Consider the following 14621-nt stretch of genomic DNA (forward strand, 5'->3'; position numbering starts at 1 on the left):
CACAAAACGCAACGTGAGTTCTGGCTGTTACCCATAACAACAAAAACAACACCCACGCTTCACACCCAAGGAGGCAACATGGCCACCTATCTCGTCAGCGCCGAAGACTCCGGCACCGACACTGCCAACAGCATCCCCCGGCGCTATGCCTGGGTCGTCTTCGCCTTGACCTTCGGCCTGTTGATCTCCGACTACATGTCGCGCCAGGTGCTCAATGCAGTGTTTCCGCTGCTCAAAAGCGAATGGGCATTGAGCGACAGCCAGTTGGGCTTGCTCAGCGGCATCGTCGCGCTGATGGTCGGCCTGCTGACCTTTCCGTTGTCGCTGCTGGCCGACCGTTTCGGCAGGGTACGCAGCCTGGTGCTGATGGCCGTGCTCTGGAGCCTTGCCACGCTCGGCTGTGCCCTGGCGGAAAACTACTCGCAAATGTTCATTGCACGCTTCCTGGTCGGGGTCGGCGAGGCCGCCTATGGCAGTGTCGGCATTGCCGTGGTGGTCGCGGTATTCCCCCGCGACATGCGCTCGACGCTGGCCGGGGCGTTCATGGCGGGCGGCATGTTCGGCTCGGTGCTTGGCATGGCCTTGGGCGGGGTGTTGGCCCAGCACCTGGGCTGGCGCTGGGCATTCGCCGGCATGGCATTGTTCGGCCTGGTGCTGGCGATGCTCTACCCCGTCATCGTCAAAGAGCGGCGCATTGCGCCCAAGTGCGCGCAGCAGGCGCTGGACAAGGCCAGCCACCCGCTGCGCACCCTGTACAGCAGCCGTTCGGTCATCGCCGCCTATGTCGGCAGTGGCCTGCAGTTGTTTGTCGGCGGCACCCTGATCGTGTGGATGCCCAGCTACCTGAACCGCTATTACGCCATGGGCACCGACCGCGCCGGGGCGATCGCCGCCGTCATCGTGCTGTGCAGTGGTATCGGCATGATTCTCTGCGCCATGCTCTGCGATCGCCTTGGGCGGCAGCGCCCGGACCGCAAGATCAGCCTGGCCATCGGCTATTGCCTGGGCAGTTGCGCGCTGCTGAGCATAGCCTTTGCGTTGCCTGCCGGTACCGCGCAACTGGTGCTGATCTGCCTGGGCATGATGATAGCCGCCGGCACCAATGGCCCGTCCAGTGCCATGGTCGCCAACCTTACCCACGCTGCTGTGCATGGCACGGCATTCGCCACCCTGACCTTGGCCAACAACCTGCTGGGCCTGGCCACCGGTCCGCTGATCACCGGTCGGGTGTCTGACCTGATCGGGCTTCAGGCGGCGCTGCAGTGGGTGCCACTGACAAGCATTGCAGCGGCGGCTGTGTTCTGGGTTGCCAAACGTCACTACCACCGCGACATGGATCGTCTGCGCGCCAGGAGTTGAAACTGTGAAACAGCAATTGTCCGTCGAGGTGTTCTTCGATTTCGTCTGCCCCTGGTGCCTGATTGGCCAGCGGCACTTGCAGGCTGCGTTGTTGCTGTTGCAGCGTGAGCAGCCACACGTGCAAGTGCAGGTTCACAGGCAGGGCGTGCAGTTGCTGCCGGGGCTGCCAGCCAATGGAGTACCCTTCAAACAGTTCTACCTTCAACGCCTGGGCAGCGAGCAGGCAGTGCGCGAGCGCCAGGCTCAGGTGCGCGCCGCTGCCCGCGTGGTGGGGGAGGATATCGACTTCTCGCGCATCTGCCGCATGCCAAACACCGGCAACGCCCACCGGTTGATGCAGCGGGCCGGCAGTCTGCTTGGCGCGTCGCAACAGCAAGCGTTGCTGGAGCGGCTGTTCATTGCCTATTTCCACCAAGGCCGCGACCTCGGTGATAGCCGCACGTTGCTCGGCATCGCCGAGAGTTGCGGGCTAAAGGCCGCGCAGGTAATCGATTGTCTGCGTGATGATGGCAGCCCGTTCCTCGAAGGTGCAGGGCGTGCAGGCAGTGCCGTGCCACGTTATCGCTTCAACCTGGGCCCTCTGATTGCCGGGGTGCGGCCAGCCGAGGCGCTGTTTGCCGCGATGACCGACGCCTTGTCAGAGAGGGTGCAGGCATGAGCCTGCGTATCGCCCTGAACCCCAGCCAGCTGCCGGAGCGCAATGGCCGGGTGCTGCTGGCCTGCGAGGGCCGCAGCGTAGCGTTGTTCAATGTCGCCGGTGCGCTCTATGCCATCGACGATAGCTGCCCGCACCAAGGGGCGTCGCTGTGTGGCGGGCGCCTGGAAGGGCGGGTGATCCAGTGCTGTGCCCACGGCCTGCGCTTCGACCTGGCCAGCGGCTACCTGGTCAATTCCAAGGCGTTGAAAGTTGCCAGCTACCCGGTGCAGCAGGAGGGTGATGCGGTGTTCATCACCCTCGATAGTGACGGGCCTGGGGAGCAGGGCTGACACTGCGTGCCCGCCAGCTGGCCGGCGGCATGCCGTACTGGGCGATGAACCAGCGGGTGAACGAACTGGGCATCGAGTAGCCGAGCATATCGGCTATGCGACCCAGCGAATAGCTGGGGTTCTCCAGGTAGCGCATCACCAGGTCACGTCGCACGCTGTTGATCAGGTCCTTGAAGGTCAAGCCGCTGTCTTCCAGCCGCCGCTGTAGGGTGCGTACGTTCATGCCCTGGGTTTGCGCCACTTGCTCGAGGGTGGCCCGCCCCATGGGTAGCAGCAGGTAGATGGTCTTGCGCAGCTCCAGCTCCAGCGATGGCTCGCTGCCTGCCGGCAGCGTGTCCAGGTAGCGCCGGGCCAGGCGGGCCATGGCTTCGTTGGCCAGCGGGCTGGCACTGTCGAGGTCGGCGGCAGGGCAGACGATGCCGTTGAACTCGCTGCCAAACACCAGCGTGCAGCCGAAAATGCGCCGGTGAATGGCGGGGTCGGCGGGGGCCGCATGGGTGAAATTGGCGCTGATCGGGTGCCAGTGCGTGCCTAGCAGCGCCGCGCACAAGCGCATCATCACGCCGATAGCCAGCTCGGTGGCCTGGCGGCTACAGGGCGCGCGCTCGCTGATCACCTCTTCGCGAATGACCACGGTCTTGCCAGCTTCTTCGATATGAATGGCCAGCGCGTCATTGAGCAGGTGGCGGTACTGCACGATCACCTGTAGCGCGTCGCGCAGGTTGCGTTGGTGGCTGAGCAGCAGGCTGATTTCGCCGAAGTCCGACAACTGGCGCAGTTCGGCCATGCGCAAGCCGAAGCTCTCGCAGTGGCTGGCGCTGGCGGAAGCTTCCAGCAGGTTGATCACGCTGGCCACCGGGATACGCCGGTTGGGGTCGTCGAGCAACGCCGCGCTGAGGCCCACTTGTGCCAGCAGTGTGTGGGGGTTGAGGCCCAGGTGGCGGGACACTTCCAGGTAGTTGGTCAAGCTGGCGGCGCGGACGAGGGCAGGCATTTTTATTGTTATCCCTATTGTTCAGGCAACCTGGCGCTTTCAGGCAGCAGCACAAGGCTGTTGCGACAAAAAGCACCTGGCTTGCAGGTGCACGGGTTTTATAGCCTGCGTGTCATCAATTGAAAAGCAAAGCCCTGTTCGGGCCATTGTCATCAAATGAAAAGTACCTGACGCCCAATGTGAAGCACCCGGGGGGAGGGCTGTTTACTGTGAACCTCAACAGCTACACCGCACACGAGGTTCACCGTGGAAAAACTGCAAACCACTGCCACCGTGTTGATCGTCCCTGGCCTGCGCGACCACGTCGCCGATCATTGGCAGACGCTGCTTGCCAGCCGCCTGGCGAAGGTGCGCAGCGTACCGCCGCTGAAGGTTGACGGCCTTTGCTGCAACGCCCGGGTCGAGGCGATCCAGCGCGAACTGGAGCAGATCGACGGCCAGGTGCTGCTGGTGGCGCACAGTGCCGGCGTACTGATGGTCGCCCACTGGGCCGCGCGTTACCGGTGGCCGATCAAGGGGGCTTTGCTGGCTGCCCCGCCAGACCTCGACGCCCAGTGGCCGGCGCACTACCCAAGCCCGGCCAGCCTGGCCGCCCAGGGCTGGTCGCCGTTGCCAACCACGGCGCTGCCGTTCCCGAGCATTGTCGCGGCCAGTAGCAATGACCACCTGGCCAGCTACGACGCCGTTAGCGAACTTGCCCGCCATTGGGGCAGTGAGCTGGTCAACCTGGGCGCCGTCGGCCATCTCAACCCGGCTTCCGGTTTTGGCCCCTGGCCGTTGGCCGAGGCCCTGATCCGCCGTCTGGACGCCGAAACCCTGCAGTAACGCATGGACGCCCCAGCCACGCCCGCAACAGACGGGCGGCGTAAAAAACAATAACAATACGTGGAGCCATCGTAATGCCAGAACACCGCATTCACCATGCCGTGAAGCCACAGCGCTGCCTGCTCGCCTGCGCCGTCGCCCTGCTCACGCTGCCCGCCGCCCAGGCCGTTGAAGTCCAGACCGGCAATGAAGACTGGGCCGTGCGCTTGGACAATACCGTCAAATACAATTATGGCGTGCGCACGGAAAGCGCCGACAAGCGCATGCTGGGCACGCCCAACAGCAACGACGGTGACTACAACTTCCGCAAGGCCGGCACCAACATCACAAACCGGGTCGACCTGCTGACCGAGCTGGATGTGGTGTATCAGGGCAACACCGGTTTTCGCGTCAGCACTGCCAGCTGGTACGACAAGGCCTACGACAACACCGGCTCCAACAGCAACCCGTTCGTCAATGGCAACGGTGATCAGTCGGGCATCAGCCCCAGCCTCAATGGCCTGCCGGGTACTGGCATACCCCTGGGCAGCCCGCACCTGAGCAACTACGCCCAGCGATACTACAACGGCCCATCGGGCGAAGTGCTGGATGCGTTCGTATTCATGAGCCGTGACGTGGGCGAAGCGTCGCAGGTCAGTGCCAAGCTGGGCCAGCACAACCTGTTCTGGGGGGAAACCTTGCTCAACCCCGTGCATTCGCTGAGCTATGGCCAGTCCGGCCTGGACCTGGCCAAGCTGGCGGCCTCGCCAGGTACCGAGGCCAAGGAGCTGTTCGTCCCTCGCAACCAACTGTCGACCTCGTTCCTGGTCAACTCCGAACTCACCTTGGGTGCGCAGTACTTCTTCGACTGGGATGCTGCCCGCTTGCCCGAAGCGGGCACCTACTATGGCGGCGCCGATGTGGTAGGCGAGGGCGCGCAGAGCTTCCTGCTCGGCCACACCGGCACCCCGGGCTTGATCCCGGTGCGCGGAGCGCTGACCACCATCCGCCGCGGTCATGACCTGACGCCCGGCAAGAGCGGCGACTGGGGCATCATGGCCAGGTGGTCGCCGCAATGGCTGGGCGGCACCCTCGGTTTCTACTACCGCAAGACGTCCGAGATTCTGCCCCAGGCCTGGCTCGATGCGCGCGGCATGACCGTGGCCAGTGGCCCTTTCGGCAACCCGCCGGGCAGCCGCCAAGGGGCGGTCGGTAACCTGTACAACTCGCTGCAAAGCACCACTTACCAGTTCGCCTACGCCGACAACATCGACATCTATGGCCTGAGCCTGTCCAAGGATGTGGCCGGCATCAGCGTCGGCAGCGACCTCAACATCCGCCACAACATGCCGTTGGCGAGTATCCCGGCAATCGTCAGTGCCCCCGGCCAAGGTGGCCTGGGTGGTGGCTTCGGTTTACTGCCGTCGCGCCTGCCCGGCAGCGGGGTGGTCTACGACGTACCCAAGGATGGTGACAGCCTGAGCGCCACTGGCGACACCCTGCATTTCACCGTCAACGGCCTGATGACGATGGGTGACACGCCACTGTTCGACTCGGCAACCCTGCTGGGTGAGCTGTTCTACAGCAACCTGCTCAAGCTCGATAGCCATAACGAGGCTTTGTACAAAGGCAAGGGCAGCTACCGCGGCATCGACAAGGCGACCCGCGACAACTGGGGTATCGCCGTCAACTTCACCCCCACCTGGTACCAGGTGTTGCCGGGCATGGACTTGAGCATGCCGTTGTCGGTCAACGTCGGCCTGGACGGTGTCTCGCCGGTGCAAGGCGGCGGCGCCGAAAACACCGGCAATTACGCGGTGGGCTTCAGCGCTGCGATCTACAACCAGTACTTCGTCGACCTCAAGTACGTCGACAGCTTCGGTGAGACCAAGGCCTGCAAGGACGGCCAGACCGACGGCAGCACCCCCAATGCCCTGGACGGCGAACAGGATTACACCTGCTACGGCGGCGGCTACGCCTCCTTCTCCGGCGGTGGCGCCACCACCGAAGACCGTGGCGCGCTGTACCTGACCGTCAAGACGACCTTCTGAGTCCTGTTTCCTACCGCCTACACAGGAAGACAACCATCATGACCTTCGTACGTACCCTGCTGGCCTCGTGCCTGTCGCTGGCCGCGCTCAACGCCGCCCAGGCTGCCGTTTCCCCTGACCAGGCTGCACACCTGGGCAACAACCTGACCACCCTCGGCGCCGAAAAGGCCGGCAATGCCGACGGCTCTATCCCGGCGTACCAAGGTGGCCTGCTTACCCCGCCGGCCAGCTATCAGAGCGGCGCCAGCATGCGCCCCGACCCGTTTGCCAGCGAGAAACCGTTGCTGGTCATCAATGGCAAGAATGCCGATCAGTACAAGGGGCAACTGACCGCCACTACCCTCGAACTGCTCAAGCGTTACCCCAGCTACCACGTTGACGTGTACCCGACTCACCGCAGCGTCGCGCTGCCGCAGGCGGTGCTGGACAACACTCGCAAGAACGCCACCGGCGCCAGAAGCCAGGAGGGCGGCACCGCAGTGGACAACGTGCTGCCGGGCATTCCGTTCCCCATTCCGCAGAACGGCGCCGAGGCCATGTGGAACTTCCTGCTGCGCTACCAGGGTGTGAGCATGACCGCCAAATACGACTCCTGGAACGTCGATGCTGCCGGCAAACCGACATTGTCGACCACCGGCCAGGCCCACATCAGCTACCCGATCTACGAGGACATGGCCAAGCCGATCGGCGCCAAGGACACCTACTACCAGATGAAACTGGTGTACACCGGGCCCGCACGCCGTGCCGGTGAAGCAATGATGCTGCGCGACGCTGCCAACCCGCTGGTGCAGCCGCGCAGCGCCTGGCAGTACCTGCCGGGCCAGCGCCGGGTCAAGCTGGCGCCTAACCTGGCCTACGACACGCCCAACCCGGGCACCTCCGGCTCTGGCACTTACGATGACGTGTTCGTCTTCAACGGCGCGCTGGACCGTTACGACTGGACCCTGGTCGGCAAGCAGGAAATGTATGTGCCTTACAACACCTACCGGCTGACCTACAACACCGATGTCAAGCAGCTGATTACCCCCAATCACCTGGCGCCGCAGTTTGTACGCTGGGAAAAACACCGCGTGTGGGTGGTGGAAGGCAAGCTCAAGGACGGCGCGCGTCACATCTACCACAAGCGCCGCTTCTACCTCGATGAGGACAGCTGGATCGCGCTGGCCTCGGACCAGTACGACGCCCGTGGCCAGCTGTACCGGGGTTCGTTCGCCTTCCTTACCCAGAGCTATGACAAGCAGACCCCGGACGCCACGCCGTTCATGATCTACGACCTCATCGGCGGCACCTACAACCTCAACGGCGTGGTCGGTGCCTACGGCGGCATCCGTTACATCGACCCGTTGTCGAAAACCCAATGGTCGCCCGATTCGCTGGCCGGCAACGGCATTCGCTGAACGCACGGAGCAGAGGTTCCAATGTCTGTCTTCAAACGATGCAGCGTGGTGATGCTGGCCCTGGCTGCGCTGCATGGCGCGGCCCAGGCAGCGCCATTCACCGATGTGCTGGATGTGCCCGCCATGCCCAGCGCCCTTGCCAGCAGCAGCGCCCTGCGTGATGTGACCCTGGCCGGGCAGCGCCTGGTCGCGGTCGGCCCGCGCGGGCACATCCTGTATTCCGATGACCACGGCGCGCACTGGCAGCAAGCCCAGGTGCCGGTCAGCGCCGACCTGAATGCGGTGAGCTTCGCCACGCCCGAGCTGGGCTGGGCGGTGGGCCATGACGGTGTGGTCCTGCACAGCCGTGACGGTGGCATGCACTGGCAAAAACAGCTGGACGGCCGGGTACTGGCCGAACAGCTGCCAGGCGCGGGCACCGACAATGCCTTGCTCGACGTGTGGTTCGGCGATGCCCGCACGGGCTACGCGGTGGGGGTGTTCAACCTGCTGCTTCGCACCACCGATGGCGGCAAGCACTGGCAGCCGTGGCTCGACCACAGCGACAACCCGCAAGGCTTGCACCTGACCAGCCTGGCCGCGGTGGGCGACGAGCTGTTCATCACGGGCGAGCAGGGCCTGTTGCTGAAGTGGGACGGCAAGCGCTTCGTCCGCGTCGTCACACCCTACGCCGGCACCCTGTTCGGCGTCGTTGGCAAGCCCGGTGTGCTGCTGATTTACGGCCTGCGCGGCCACGCCTACCGCAGTACCGATGGCGGCCAGCAGTGGCAACTGATCGACACCGGGATCAACGCCAGCCTCACCGCCGCCGGTATCGACCGTGACGGGCAGTTCTGGCTTGCCAGCCAGGCCGGTGACCTGTTGCTCAGCCGCGATGACGGCGCCAGCTTCAAGCCGGTAGCCCACAGCCCCCGCAGCCCAGTCACCGCACTCGTCAGCGATGCCGGTAACGGCCTGGTGCTGGTGGGCGAGCGTGGCGTGCGCAACCAGGCCGGTAACCCCACGCCGCATCCTGACAAGAGAAGACCCTGATGGCCGCTACCCGCCAAGATACGCTTCCGGTAATCCGCAACCTCGCCGATTTCGACCCACGCTCGGGCAATTGCCTGGAACGCCTGGTGTTCAACCATCGCTGGCCATTTCTGCTGTGCATGCTGCTGGCAACCTTGGTGCTCGGCTTCATGGCGGCGACGCGCCTGGAGCTGCGCCCCAGCTTTGACAAGATGCTGCCGCAGAGCCACCCCTACATACAGAACTACCTGGAAAACCGCGCTTCGCTGCGCGGATTGGGCAATGCGGTCCGGGTGGTGGTAGAGAACACCCACGGTGATATCTTCGACCCGGGTTACCTGCAGACCCTGCGCCATATCAACGACGAACTGTTCCTCAGCCAAGGCGTGGACCGGGCATGGGTGAAGTCCTTGTGGAGCCCGGCGGTGCGATGGACCGAGGTTACCGAGGAGGGTTTCCAGGGCGGGCCGGTCATGCCTGACGGGTATCAAGGCGCAGGCGGTGATATCGAACAGTTAAGGCAGAACATCGAGCGTGCCAACATCGTCGGCAGCCTGGTAGCGCGCGACTTCAAGTCGAGCATGCTGGTGGTGCCGCTGCTCGACCAGGACTCAGCCACCGGCAAAGGCCTGGACTACCATGTCTTTTCGCAAAAGCTCGAACAGTTGCGCAGTCAGTACCAGGCCAGCGGCCAGTACCGCATTCATGTGATCGGCTTCGCCAAGCTGATGGGCGACCTGATCGACGGCCTGATCCAGGTGATGGCGTTCTTTGCGCTGGCTGTGCTGACCAGCCTGGTGATCATCTATTGCTATACCCGTTGTGTGCGCAGCACCTTGCTGGTGGTGGTGTGTTCGCTGACTGCGGTGGTATGGCAGCTGGGTATCGTCGCCTGGCTGGGCTATGCCATCGACCCGTATTCGATCCTGGTGCCGTTTCTGATCTTTGCCATCGGCGTGTCGCACGCGGCGCAGAAGATGAACGGCATCCTTCAGGACATAGGCCGCGGTACGCACCGGCAGATTGCCGCCCGCTATACCTTCCGCCGCCTGTTCGTGGCCGGGGTCACCGCACTGCTGGCCGATGCCGTGGGCTTTGCGGTGCTGATGCTGATCGATATTCCGGTGATCCAGGACCTGGCAATCACCGCCAGCATTGGTGTGGCGGTGCTGATTTTTACCTCGTTGCTGTTGATGCCGGTGGCGCTGTCCTATGTCGGTGTAGGCCGCAAGGCTGCCGAGCGAGCGCTACGTATCGATGCTCGCGCGGATCAGCACCGTGGCTTCGGCCGGCTGTGGGCGCTGCTTGACCGATTCACCGAACGCAAGTGGGCCAGTGCTGCACTGCTGGCTGCCCTGGCGTTGGCCGCCCTTGGCACCTGGGGTAGCCTCCAGCTGAAAATCGGCGACCTCGACAGTGGCGCCCCCGAGCTGCGTGCGGATTCGCGCTACAACCTCGACAACGCTTACATCACCCAGCACTACGCACTGTCCAGCGATACCTTCGCGGTCATGGTCAAGACGGCCCCCGAAGGCTGCCTGCAATACCAGACATTGATCCTCGCCGACCGCCTGGCCTGGGAGCTGCAGCAACTGCCGGGTGTGCAGACCACCGTGTCGCTGGCAAACGCGGTGCGCCAGATCACTGCGGGTACCTACGAAGGCAACGCGCGCCTGAACAGCCTGCAGCGCAACCAGGACGTGCTCAACTACGCCGCCCAGCAAGCCTCGGTCAACGCCCCGGAGCTGTTCAACAACGACTGTTCGCTGATGCCGGTGATCGCCTACCTCAAGGACCACCGCGCCGACACGCTGGCCCAGGTGGCTGTAGCGGCTGAGCGCTTCGCCCAGGCCAACAGCAGTGCTGATCACCAGTTCCTGCTGGCCGCCGGCAGCGCGGGCATCGAGGCCGCCACCAACGAGGTGGTGCGCGAGGCCAACCACCGCATGCTGTTGCTGGTGTACCTGGCGGTGACCCTGTTCTGCCTGGTCACCTTCCGCAGCTGGCGAGCGACGCTGGTGGCAATCCTGCCGCTGATGCTTACCTCGGTGCTGTGCGAGGCGTTGATGGTGGCCATGGGCATCGGCGTCAAGGTCGCCACCTTGCCGGTGATCGCCCTGGGGGTGGGCATTGGCGTGGACTACGCGCTGTACCTGCTCAGCGTGCAGTTGCACTACCAGCGCGCCGGCCTGAGCCTGGCCGACGCCTACCAGAAAGCCCTGGCCTTCACCGGTCGGGTGGTGGGGCTGGTCGGTATCACCTTGGCCGCTGGCGTAGCCGGCTGGGCCTGGTCGCCAATCAAGTTCCAGGCCGACATGGGCCTGCTGCTGACCTTCATGTTCCTGTGGAACATGCTCGGCGCGCTGGTGCTGATACCCGCGCTGTCGCACTTCCTCCTGCGTGGCCAGGGCGCCCCGGCAGCTGCCGATGCCCAGGCGCCGGCGCTTTCTCAAACCCAAGAAACCGAGTGCTCGCCTCATGTCTGATTACCTTGCGCCACTGCGCGACATGGATTTTCTGTTCAACGAAGTGTTCGACATCCCGACCTGGTGGGCGCAAACGCCCGACCTGGCCGAGGTGGTCGATGGTGACACTGCCAGGGCCATACTCGAGCAGGCCGGCAAGCTGATTGCCGAGCGAGTGGCGCCGCTCAACCGCAGTGGGGACGAGCAGGGCTGCCGCTGGGAGGTTGGCCAGGTACGCACGCCCGACGGCTTCGCCGATGCCTACCGGGCATTTGCCGCTGACGGCTGGGTAGGTGTCGCCGGTGACCCGGCCTACGGCGGCATGGGCATGCCGAAGGTGATCGGTGCCCAACTCGAAGAGATGCTCAATGCCGCCAACCTGTCGTTTGGCCTGTACCCGATGCTGACCGCCGGGGCCTGCTTGGCACTGCTCAACCATGCCAGTGAGGCTTTGCAGGCGCTGTACCTGCCACCCATGTACCAAGGGCGTTGGGCCGGTTCGATGTGCCTGACCGAGCCCCACGCCGGCACCGACCTGGGCCTGATCCGCACACGTGCACAACCCCTCGCCGACGGCGGCTACCGCATCAGCGGCACCAAGGTCTTCATCACTGGCGGCGAGCAGGACCTGACCGAGAACATCATCCACCTGGTGCTGGCGCGGCTACCGGATGCACCGGCCGGCCCCAAAGGCATCTCGCTGTTCCTGGTGCCCAAGGTGCTGGTCGACGCCGACGGCGTGCTTGGCGAGGCCAATGCAGTGAGCTGCGGCTCGATCGAGCACAAGATGGGCATCAAGGCCTCGGCCACCTGCGTGATGAACTTCGACGGCGCCATCGGCTACCTGGTCGGCGAGCCGAACAAGGGCCTCAATGCCATGTTCACCATGATGAACTACGAGCGCCTGGGCGTGGGTATCCAGGGGCTGGCGCTGGGCGAGCGGTCTTATCAGGGGGCCATCGCTTATGCCCGTGATCGTCTTCAAGGCCGCGCGCCGTCGGGTGTCGAAGCGCCGTCGCAGTATGCCGACCCGATCATCGTCCACCCGGATGTACGCCGCATGCTGCTGACCATGAAAGCGCTGAACGAGGGCGGGCGGGCATTTTCCACCTACGTGGCGTTGCAGTTGGACATGGCCAAATACAGCGACGACCCGGCTACACGCGCCAATGCCGAGGCCAAGGTGGCGTTGCTTACGCCGGTAGCGAAAGCCTTCCTCACCGACATGGGACTGGAGACTACCCTGCACGGCCAGCAGGTGCTGGGTGGCCACGGCTATATCCGCGAGTGGGGCCAGGAGCAGTTGATTCGTGACTGCCGCATTACCCAGATCTACGAAGGCACCAATGGCATCCAGGCGCTCGACCTGGTAGGGCGCAAGCTGTTTGGTGATGGTGGCAAGGCCTACCGTGGCCTGTCTGACGAAATCGTCAGCTTTGCCCAGGCGCTGCCAGTGGCGCACGCCGAGTTCAGTGCGCCACTGCTGGCTGCCGTGCACAACCTTGACGAACTGAGTGCCTGGCTGCTCGACCGCAGCCAAGGCAACCCGCGCGAGCTTGGCGCGGCGGCGGTGGAGTACCTGCACGTGTTTGGCTACACCTTCTACGCCTACCTGTGGGCGCGCATGGCCGTGGTGTGCCAGGGCCAGGCGGCACCAGAGCCGTTCCACCTGAGCAAGCTCGGCACCGCGCGCTTCTACTTTGCACGCCTGCTACCACGCATCCACTCGCTCAGCGCCAGTGTCAGGGCCGGCAGCGATAGCCTGTACCTGCTCAAGGCCGAGCAACTGTGATGGCCGCCAACATGCTCACCACTCGCGTCATGCCCCGGGCCGAGCAGGCCTATGCCTATCCGCTGCTGATCAAACGCCTGCTGCTGTCGGGTGTGCGCTACCAGCCCAACCAGGAAATCGTCTACGCCGACAAGCTGCGCTACACCTACACCACGTTGCTGCAACGCATCCAACGGCTGGCCAACGTGCTGACCACGGCCGGGGTCAAGCCTGGCGACACGGTGGCATTGCTCGACTGGGACAGCCACCGGGCACTGGAATGTTTCTTTGCCGTACCGATGCTGGGGGCAGTGTTGCATACGGTAAACGTGCGGCTGTCCAGCGAGCAGGTGCGCTACACCATGAACCACGCCGAGGATCGGTGGGTACTGGTGCATGACGACTTCCTGCCATTGATGCAGCAGCTATGCGCCGACCTGCCGGCAGTCGAGGGCATCATCCGCCTCAGCGACGGCGCTGCCGCCGCGCAGACAGTGCCTTTGCTGGGCGAATACGAAGCCATGCTGGCGGCTGCAGCGCCACAGTTCGAATTTGCCGACTTCGACGAAAACTCGCTGGCCACACTGTTCTACACCAGCGGCACCACCGGCAACCCCAAGGGGGTGTACTTCAGCCACCGGCAACTGGTTTTGCATACCCTGGTCGAGCAGGGCACCTTGGCCGCGTGTGGCGAGGTACCGCTGCTGCGCAGCGGCGATGTGTACATGCCGATCACGCCCATGTTCCACGTGCATGCCTGGGGCGTGCCCTATGTGGCCACGGCGCTGGGCATCAAGCAGGTCTACCCCGGGCGATACGAGCCCAACCGCCTGGTGCGCCTGTTCCATGACGAGGGAGTGACGTTCTCCCATTGCGTGCCGACGGTGCTGCAAATGATGCTCGACAGCGAGCAAGGGCGCTGCACCGACCTGACCGGCTGGAAGATGCTGCTGGGCGGCAGCGCCCTGACGCTGAGCCTGGCCCAGCGTGCCAGCGCACGCGGCATCAGTGTGCATTGTGGCTACGGCATGTCGGAAAGCTGCCCGCTGCTCAGCATCACCCACTTGAGCACCGACTTGCTGGCACAGCCCATGGCGCAGCAGCTGCCGCTGCGCATCGATGCCGGTGTGCCAATTGCCTTGGTGGACCTGCGTATCGTCGATAGCGAGGGCAGGGAAGTACCGCACGATGGTGCAAGCCTTGGCGAAATCGTGGTGCGCGCGCCTTGGCTGACCCAGGGTTACCTGCACGAACCGGAGCAAGGCGCGGCGCTGTGGCTGGGTGGCTGGATGCATACCGGTGACCTGGCCTGTATCGACCCGCTGGGCGTGGTGCGCATCCGCGATCGCATCAAGGATGTGATCAAGACCGGTGGCGAGTGGGTCAGTTCGGTGGCGCTGGAAAACCTGATCAGCCAGCACCCGTCCGTCGCCTCGGTCGCGGTGATCGGTATTCCTGATCCACAGTGGGGGGAACAACCTTTGGCCTTGGTGGTCTGTCATGACGGTGTGCAGTTGGACCAGCCGGCATTGGCCAGGCACCTGCAGCCGTACGTTGACAGCGGGCACCTGGCCAAGTGGGCCGTACCACGGCAGGTGCGGTGTGTGGACGAGATCCCCAGGACCAGTGTGGGCAAGATCGACAAGAAACGCATTCGCCAGACTGCAATGTAGAGGTGGCTTGCGATGCTTGGGGGCGCCTTGCGCCCCGTCTTGTTGCTGACGTGGTCTTTGCCAGCGCGCAGCCCCAAAACCCCGCCAAACAAGGGAGTGGCGGTTGACT

11 protein-coding genes are annotated in these 14621 nt (G+C 64.2%); 10 read left to right on the plus strand and 1 reads right to left on the minus strand.

Annotated elements, in window-relative coordinates; all coding sequences use genetic code 11:
• Window positions 1-78: 78 nt before the first annotated feature.
• The 3 genes from FQ668_RS14215 to FQ668_RS14225 are packed head-to-tail and all read left to right on the plus strand — an operon-like array spanning window position 79 to window position 2346.
• The gene (locus FQ668_RS14215; protein WP_019438485.1) at window positions 79-1359 is read left to right on the plus strand and encodes an MFS transporter; all 1281 of its coding nucleotides are present in this window, start codon (window positions 79-81) and stop codon (window positions 1357-1359) included.
• A 4-nt stretch (window positions 1360-1363) separates the two neighbouring features.
• The gene (locus FQ668_RS14220) at window positions 1364-2017 is read left to right on the plus strand and encodes a DsbA family protein (protein ID WP_014591092.1); all 654 of its coding nucleotides are present in this window, start codon (window positions 1364-1366) and stop codon (window positions 2015-2017) included.
• The gene (locus tag FQ668_RS14225; RefSeq protein WP_019438484.1) at window positions 2014-2346 is read left to right on the plus strand and encodes a Rieske 2Fe-2S domain-containing protein; all 333 of its coding nucleotides are present in this window, start codon (window positions 2014-2016) and stop codon (window positions 2344-2346) included. The genes FQ668_RS14220 and FQ668_RS14225 overlap by 4 nt, the downstream gene beginning before the upstream one ends.
• Here FQ668_RS14225 and FQ668_RS14230 read toward each other — a convergent pair.
• Window positions 2309-3340, minus strand: coding sequence for an AraC family transcriptional regulator (locus tag FQ668_RS14230; protein ID WP_019438483.1), 1032 nt, complete (start codon window positions 3338-3340; stop codon window positions 2309-2311). The two genes, FQ668_RS14225 and FQ668_RS14230, sit on opposite strands and share 38 nt — an antisense overlap.
• 246 nt (window positions 3341-3586) lie before the next feature.
• On the opposite strand from FQ668_RS14230, the gene FQ668_RS14235 reads away from it, so the two are divergent.
• The 7 genes from FQ668_RS14235 to FQ668_RS14265 all read left to right on the plus strand — a co-directional run bounded on the left by FQ668_RS14235 (window position 3587) and on the right by FQ668_RS14265 (window position 14512).
• Window positions 3587-4165 (plus strand): alpha/beta hydrolase, encoded by a 579-nt coding sequence (locus FQ668_RS14235; RefSeq protein ID WP_019438482.1) that lies wholly within the window; start codon window positions 3587-3589, stop codon window positions 4163-4165.
• A gap of 74 nt (window positions 4166-4239) precedes the next feature.
• Window positions 4240-6195, plus strand: a complete 1956-nt coding sequence (locus FQ668_RS14240) for a DUF1302 domain-containing protein (protein WP_019438481.1) — start codon at window positions 4240-4242, stop codon at window positions 6193-6195.
• A gap of 38 nt (window positions 6196-6233) precedes the next feature.
• Complete coding sequence (locus FQ668_RS14245) at window positions 6234-7592, plus strand: DUF1329 domain-containing protein (RefSeq protein ID WP_019438480.1); 1359 nt, start codon at window positions 6234-6236, stop codon at window positions 7590-7592.
• A gap of 21 nt (window positions 7593-7613) precedes the next feature.
• Window positions 7614-8624 (plus strand): YCF48-related protein, encoded by a 1011-nt coding sequence (locus tag FQ668_RS14250; RefSeq protein WP_019438479.1) that lies wholly within the window; start codon window positions 7614-7616, stop codon window positions 8622-8624.
• Window positions 8624-11089, plus strand: a complete 2466-nt coding sequence (locus tag FQ668_RS14255; RefSeq protein ID WP_019438478.1) for an RND family transporter — start codon at window positions 8624-8626, stop codon at window positions 11087-11089. The genes FQ668_RS14250 and FQ668_RS14255 overlap by 1 nt, the downstream gene beginning before the upstream one ends.
• A complete protein-coding gene (locus FQ668_RS14260) occupies window positions 11082-12860 on the plus strand; it encodes an acyl-CoA dehydrogenase C-terminal domain-containing protein (RefSeq protein ID WP_019438477.1) in 1779 nt (592 codons plus the stop codon). Before FQ668_RS14255 ends, FQ668_RS14260 begins: the two co-directional genes overlap by 8 nt.
• On the plus strand, window positions 12860-14512 hold the full coding sequence (locus tag FQ668_RS14265; RefSeq protein ID WP_019438476.1) for a fatty acid--CoA ligase: 1653 nt from the start codon (window positions 12860-12862) through the stop codon (window positions 14510-14512). The genes FQ668_RS14260 and FQ668_RS14265 overlap by 1 nt, the downstream gene beginning before the upstream one ends.
• Window positions 14513-14621: the final 109 nt, after the last annotated feature.

Source organism: Pseudomonas sp. Kh14, assembly GCF_900291005.1.
GTDB lineage: Bacteria > Pseudomonadota > Gammaproteobacteria > Pseudomonadales > Pseudomonadaceae > Aquipseudomonas > Aquipseudomonas alloputida.